The sequence below is a fragment of the Bradyrhizobium sp. Unk1 genome, assembly GCF_059512345.1.
In genome coordinates this window covers 39266-45382 of the sequence record NZ_JCAMOP010000057.1, presented here as the reverse complement: position 1 = coordinate 45382, position 6117 = coordinate 39266, and the positions used below count along the sequence as shown (strand labels likewise).

10 protein-coding genes are annotated in these 6117 nt (G+C 60.2%); 8 read left to right on the top strand and 2 right to left on the bottom strand.

Translation table 11 applies throughout. The features are described from left to right. From AC5ZFO_RS42320 to AC5ZFO_RS42285, 8 genes are all read left to right on the top strand, one after another. Positions 1-341, top strand: a 341-nt coding sequence (locus tag AC5ZFO_RS42320) for a hypothetical protein (RefSeq protein WP_496123674.1), incomplete at its 5' end; no start/stop codon positions are given. A 495-nt stretch (positions 342-836) separates the two neighbouring features. Continuing rightward, entirely contained in the window at positions 837-1292 is a 456-nt protein-coding gene (locus AC5ZFO_RS42315; protein ID WP_282521307.1) for a hypothetical protein, read from the top strand. 73 nt (positions 1293-1365) lie between these two features. Continuing rightward, the gene (locus AC5ZFO_RS42310; protein ID WP_282521308.1) at positions 1366-1893 is read left to right on the top strand and encodes a hypothetical protein; all 528 of its coding nucleotides are present in this window, start codon (positions 1366-1368) and stop codon (positions 1891-1893) included. Beyond that, positions 1883-2362: a phage portal family protein gene (locus AC5ZFO_RS42305; protein ID WP_282521309.1), complete on the top strand. Its 480-nt coding sequence runs from the start codon at positions 1883-1885 to the stop codon at positions 2360-2362. The genes AC5ZFO_RS42310 and AC5ZFO_RS42305 overlap by 11 nt, the downstream gene beginning before the upstream one ends. Positions 2363-2384: 22 nt before the next feature. Continuing rightward, positions 2385-2720, top strand: a complete 336-nt coding sequence (locus tag AC5ZFO_RS42300) for a hypothetical protein (protein ID WP_282521310.1) — start codon at positions 2385-2387, stop codon at positions 2718-2720. Between the two features lie 253 nt (positions 2721-2973). Beyond that, complete coding sequence (locus AC5ZFO_RS42295) at positions 2974-3141, top strand: hypothetical protein (protein WP_282521311.1); 168 nt, start codon at positions 2974-2976, stop codon at positions 3139-3141. Next, positions 3138-3488 (top strand): hypothetical protein, encoded by a 351-nt coding sequence (locus AC5ZFO_RS42290; protein ID WP_282521312.1) that lies wholly within the window; start codon positions 3138-3140, stop codon positions 3486-3488. Before AC5ZFO_RS42295 ends, AC5ZFO_RS42290 begins: the two co-directional genes overlap by 4 nt. A 392-nt stretch (positions 3489-3880) precedes the next feature. Beyond that, positions 3881-4768, top strand: a complete 888-nt coding sequence (locus AC5ZFO_RS42285) for a tyrosine-type recombinase/integrase (protein ID WP_306664382.1) — start codon at positions 3881-3883, stop codon at positions 4766-4768. Positions 4769-4951: 183 nt separating this feature from the next. Here the strand turns inward: AC5ZFO_RS42285 and AC5ZFO_RS42280 are convergent, their stop codons facing one another. Then, on the bottom strand, positions 4952-5674 hold the full coding sequence (locus AC5ZFO_RS42280) for a hypothetical protein (protein ID WP_282521313.1): 723 nt from the start codon (positions 5672-5674) through the stop codon (positions 4952-4954). Next, a complete protein-coding gene (locus tag AC5ZFO_RS42275; protein ID WP_282521579.1) occupies positions 5671-6087 on the bottom strand; it encodes a phage holin family protein in 417 nt (138 codons plus the stop codon). Before AC5ZFO_RS42275 ends, AC5ZFO_RS42280 begins: the two co-directional genes overlap by 4 nt. Positions 6088-6117: the final 30 nt, after the last annotated feature.

The following is a 6117-nucleotide window of genomic DNA, read 5'->3' as shown; positions in this document are numbered from 1 at the left end:
CGCCCGTGCGTTGGTGCGCCTCCGCGGGCCCGGAAGTTCGGTCTCAGAAAGGGCTGCTCAGAAGGCGCGGCAGGACCACTATTGGCATCGGCGATATTCGACTGGCGGGCTATGTTTTCCGGTGGGTTGCTCATCGCGACCCGTTGCATTTGGAAGCGCGGCTAACCTGGCCCGGCTTGGTCGTCGTCACGCTGCGAGTCGCCTACGTTGCTACCCCGGTCATTCGCGCCGTCAGAGCTGATGTTGCCATCCGCTTCCGTGGACTCGGGGCTGTTCGTCCGATTCAGGAGAAGCTGTCTGCGCATCTCGACGAGGCGCGCGCGGCAATATTCCCGGTATAGAAAATCGAAAATGGCGGGCGGCAAGACCGAGCCCTCCGTTGAATGGCGTGCGGTACCACAGCCTCGCCGCGCCGCATGTGAACGGGATCACACGCGATCTATTCCCTGGCGCTGATGGGTCCGGCCTCGTTGCCGTAGCTTCGGGTCGACATTCAGTTGCACGCTTCCAGCGCGTGGCGTGAGTCGGCCGGCCTCCAGGACCCGCCGAATGGACGGCGGCTGGACGGCCTCCGCACGCGCCGCTGACGACCGCCCCGGCTAGCGCTCTCTCCTGCGAAGATGCACGAGTTACGTACAAAACACGTGCAAAATCAATAGCTTATTGATTTGTTCATGAGATCGCCTATATAGAACGGAGATAGAACGAAATTGCGGGCCGGGTAGGACGCAAAATGGCTGACATAGCCGCACGTTTGAAGATCGATGGGCGAACATCTCTCGGCCGCGCGTTGAAGGCCGCTGACGCCCGCCGACGCGAGATTGCCGAGGGCCTCCTTGCCGATCTCCGATCGCGCGCCGTCAATGCGCGACCGAATTTGGGCCGCGAATACGGCCGCGTTGGTGTTTCTAGCCGAGCGAGCCGAGGCACGCGGCGAGGACAGTGCCGAACTGCGGCGCCAGACCACGGCTCTGGCCGGCGCCTTGCGAGGATTCTTATCGATGCCTGAAAACGTCTTCATTGCGATTAACGACGAAGCGCTTCATTCAAAATCGAAAATCTACATTGGACGGGCTTTGGCGCGCAAAGGCGGGGGCGACCTCGACGAATATCAGCTTTGGGCTTACCTTCGAGATGCTCCGCTCGCTCGCCGAGAACTGCGATTTGCTCAGGATCGTTCTGGAGCGCAAAAAGGATCAAATTTGCCGTCTGCCGTGGACCATTCGCGCCCGACACGATGGTCCAGCACACCGGAGACCGAAACTATCAGCGTTACCGGCGGCACAGCGTGAGCGCATTCGATCGTTGACAGCGTTTTTCAGGGAGCCGGACTACCTTTTGTCCTTCAGCACCTGGTTGCGGAGCTTGCTTGAGGATCTCCTCGTCATCGATGCGCCGTCGCTGTTCTGCAAACGCGATGGGCTCGGACGTCTCGTCAGACTTCAAATCACCGATGGTGCTACCATAAAGAGGATCATCGATCCCCACGGACGGACACCGGAGCCGCGCCTCTGGGATGATGGCGCGGACGCGTCCTCGCAGAGGTATGTCATCCAAGGGAATGTCGCGTTTCCTGCAGCCTATCAGCAATTACTTCACGGCTTGCCGGCAGCGAATCTCACGGTGCGGGACTTGGTCTACCGGCCGATGAACCTGCGACCAGGTCACGTCTTCGGCTTCTCCCCGACGGAGCAGATACTCCGCACGGTCAACATCGCAATCCGGCGGGCACAGTATCAGTGCGAATATTACGAAAGCGGTAATCAGCCGGAGGCGTTGTTTTCCTTACCTGCGAGCTGGACCGTACCAAGTGCAGAGATTTCAAGATTACTAGGACAACCTGCACAGCGGAAACCTCGCGACGCGTCGCCGGATGAAATTCTTGGCCACTGATAACGGAAGCAACTCATACATTCCGATCAAGGAATCAGCGCTTACCAACGAAATGGACGCGTGGTTGGCACGCGTCATTTGCCTGGCCTTCTCCTACCCCGTCTCAGCGCTGGATCAACAAGTCAATCACGCGACTGCCCAGCAGGCCGAGCGCACCGCCGAGGAAGAAGGCGTGGAGCCGACCAAGCAGTGGTTCAGCGATCTCGCGAACGACGTCATCCGTAGCGAGACCGGCTTCGATGACGTCGAGTTTGCCTGGATCGAGAAAGACGAGGTCGACCAGAAGCGGCAAGCCGAGATTTTGACATCGTATGTCGACTCCGGCGTGCTGACCATCGATGAGGCCCGCGAGCGTATCGGCGAAGAGCCCAGCCCAGATCCAATGGCGAGGGTCTTGGCGGTCAAGACCGCAACAGGCCGCGTGCCGATCACCAGTCAGCGCAACACCAGTCGCTCTGTGCTGTCTTAATCTTCTCAAAGGGAGGCTCAGAATGAGCAAACGACCTTCGAAGCGAATCCGCTCCACCTATAAGGCGTATACTACCAACCCCGCGACGTGGGCGAGCGTCGATTTCTGCGGCTACTATTTCGGCAATGATCGGCCGTTCCGCTTCAATGTCTGGGCCGGAGCCGAAGGTTTGTGCGTGTATGGCGTTAAAGGTGAGATGTCTCACTATCAGGCGGTGGAGACGGCCTTTTCGATATTGACCGCGGCGGCATTTCTGGACGGACTTACAGACAAAGAGCGAGAGAGGCTCAGGGAGATCGTGGCGATGGAGCCTATGTTCAACCGGCCGGCCGACGCCGAGCGCATCGCCGCGCGCTGATCGCGCCGCTCGCTTCACAGCAGCAAAGGCCCGCCGCTAACCCGGCGGGCTTTTCCGTTTTTCAATCACGTTTGCGTATAATTCCTTACCAAGACTGCGCCAGCGCCTTCCCAAGATTATCGACCGAAATTAATCAGCAACATCAACGTTGGGTGTGCGTAGGGACCCTTGTTGCGGCGACATGACATTTGCTGGAAATTGGCTGCACCCGTGCAATATTTTAGGCGTGCGTAATCTACACGGGAGCACGCTTGTGAATCAGTCCAACGAAATGGCGACTTTGTCGCTGAAGATCCCCGACGACGTTCGTACGTTGTTGAAGGCGTGGGCCGCGCACAACGTCAGCAGCATGACGTGCGAGCTCGTTCGCGCTGTGCGCGAGCGAGCCGAGCGCGAGCAGCAGAAAGAGGCAGCGCGATGAGCGAGACAACGAAGGAGCCTCTTTACGGCGAGACCAACACTGGCGATGCCAGCACTTTGAACGATGACGAGATCGAGGAGATGATCCGTGATCTGTTCGATGAACACCTAAGCGAAGAACTCTGCCGCCAAGCGTCTGAATGGCTGAACCTGCGCCTCGACGTCTATCAAGCATGCGTCGAGCTTGGCTTGGCGCCCAACGCCGCCTTGAAGGAAGGAAAACGGCCAGTTGTGGCCAAGAAGGTCGCCCGCGCCAAGGGTGCCCGTAGACAATCGCGGACTGCAGCCCTGGCCCGCAAGAAGAATCGCGGTGGCAAGGGCAAGAGCGGCGGCGGAGGCGGCGGCTAGTCCAAGATGCGTAAGCAGACCGCTCTTCCTCCACATTGCCGCCGCGCTTGATCAGGCGCGAGGCGGCGGCGGCCTATATCTCCGTCAGCCCGAACACCTTCGACAAGATGATGGAGGAGGGTCGCATGCCGCGCCCTCGCGTGCTGGCCGATCGGCGGCAGGCTTGGGACGTCAGGGAACTTGACATCGCCGTCCATAGGTTGCCCCATCAAGGCGAGCTCGCCGCCTCCGATGAGGGCTGGACATGAGAAAGCGCCGCCGGCTGCCCCAGCACGTCGAGGCCAACGCCGTAAAGGGCAAAGTCTACCTCTCGTTCCGCGTGCGCAGTCAGGACGGACCGCGCATCCTAAGCTGCGGAAGCTGCTCCTCTCGCAGCGGTGCATCTGCATTCCTTGACAGAAGATGACCTGATAACGTGGCGCGAGGGTTTGCCGGAGGACTTAAAGATCACGACCAAGCAGCGGTTCGTGAATGACCTCAAGGCCGCACTAAATGCCGCGTGGCCACGGCTTTCCGCAGATCGGAAGAAACTAAATCCGACGTTCCTGGCCATTGTGAAGGCCGGCTTCAAAGCCGAGCGGATCGATGATGAGGATGATGTCTCGGTTGCTCGGGATAACCAGATCCTCACGGATGAGGAAGTTGGGTCCGTCCTTCAAGCTGCGTGTGAAGTCGATCAGGAGCAAGGATTCGATGGCGATCTATATCGGATCGTCGTGTGTCTGGCCGCGACCGGCGCGCGGTATGCCCAAGTCAGGCGAATGCGCGTTGGCGACGTACAGGTTTCGGCACGGCGTCTGATGGTGCCGGGCTCCTACAAGGGGCGCGGCGGCAATAGCGGCTCAGACCCGGTCCCGGTGGGCGACGATGTGATTGAGGTGCTTTTGCCCGCAATCGCCGGACGGCCAAACGATGCACCTCTTTTCGAGCGGTGGATCCATGAACAGCAGCCGGGAGGTATCGCCTGGAAGAAGTCTGAACGCGGTCCGTGGAAAAGAGGCGAACTTGCACGTCCCTGGAAGGCCATTCGCGAGCGCGCCGGTATGCCGGAGGTGATTCCCTATGCTTTGCGGCACTCAAGCATCGTGCGCGGTCTCCGAAAGGGCTTGCCTATCCAGCAGGTCGCCAAACTGCACAACACCTCAGTCAAAATGATCGAGCGGCACTACGCGAAATACATTGCGACCGCCCTGGAAGACCTCGCCAGGGCGGCGGTCGTGCCCCTGGTGCTGCGGAGAGCCGATGGGAAAACGGGGGTAAGGGATAACCTGCGGTCTTGATCGGTGCGCCTCAAGGCCTCCCTCCACCTCGCAATATAATAGTCGGTCAATCTCGCCGGACTTCTGATTTAGACCCGATCCGACCTAAATTCGACGGGCGCGGTTGCCTGGCTAAGATTTCCGATGATGGTGTCGGCGGGCTCGCTAGGCATGCCGCTAATGATCTTTGAAACAGACATCCATTTATAGTTTGGCCGCCCCTTTCGCCGCGTCCACGGCGTCCATCCCCGTCTGCCTGACGCGGTCCAGCGCCTCGTCGCCAAGATCGGTGAATTCCGCCCTCACGGTATCCGAGGCTTCGCGAAGGCTCTGTGCCAGGGCCTGCGTGCGCCTGCCGAAGTCATTCTTCACATCGTCGCTCAGCCTCCCCATCGTCTCGGATTCAAGCGCCGTCACCCGGAATGCTCCCGCAACCGCCGAGCCGATCGCTATGCCAACGGCTCCGAGCAGCAGAGGCTGCCGTTCGAATGCGCCGGCCAGCGAGGATCGCGCCTTTTCGTAAGTTTGCTTCCCGGCCGATGAATCGGCGATCCCGCTCAGGGTCTCCTGCGCAGAGGCGATGCCATCGTTTAGACGCCCTTTCACCTTCTCCGCCGTGTTTGACACTGCGTCGGACGCGGCGCCCGCGGCCTTGCGCATGGCACCGGCCGTCTCGTGTGCTTCGTCGTCCAGATCCGGGGCGGTCGGCGGAGATGTCTCAAAGACCGATGCGGCGGATTGCGCGGCCTTGGCACCGAGATCCTTGGCCGGCGCCATCGCGGCCGTGAACGATTTGGCAGCCGTCCGCATCTTCTCGTCACCGGTTATCAGCCAAAGCAGGCCACCTCCGACCAAGGCCGCCGCCAGGGGATTATCCTTCGCAGCTGCCAACAGACTATCGACAAAACCGGGCTTTTCGCTGCTCATCGCGCCATTCCCTTCACGGTATTCTTGTCTTTCTCGAGTTGCCGCATCGTCTCACCGGGTATCAGCTTTTTCGGATCCAACCGATTCATCCCGATCGCGATCAGAAGTCCCGCGAGGGCCGCGGCCACCACGGCTGACGTCAAATAGGACAGCGGCTGCGACCAGCCGGCGGAAATCAAAGCGGCCGAGAGGGCAAGCAGCGCCATCACCAGGGCGGGGATGACGAGGATGGCGCCACCGGCCAGAAAGCAGATTGCGCCAGCCATGGTCCGCGTCTTTTCGGTCAATTCCGCCTTGGCGAGATCGAGTTCGTTCTGGAAAAGCTTCGCGGCCTGTGAAAGCGCATCGCCGAAAAGGCCTGATACCGCTCGCAGATCGTCTCGTCCGGTCTTGACGTCGTCTTGAATGGTCATGTCAACTCGCCGCTCTCTGATTGATCTGCC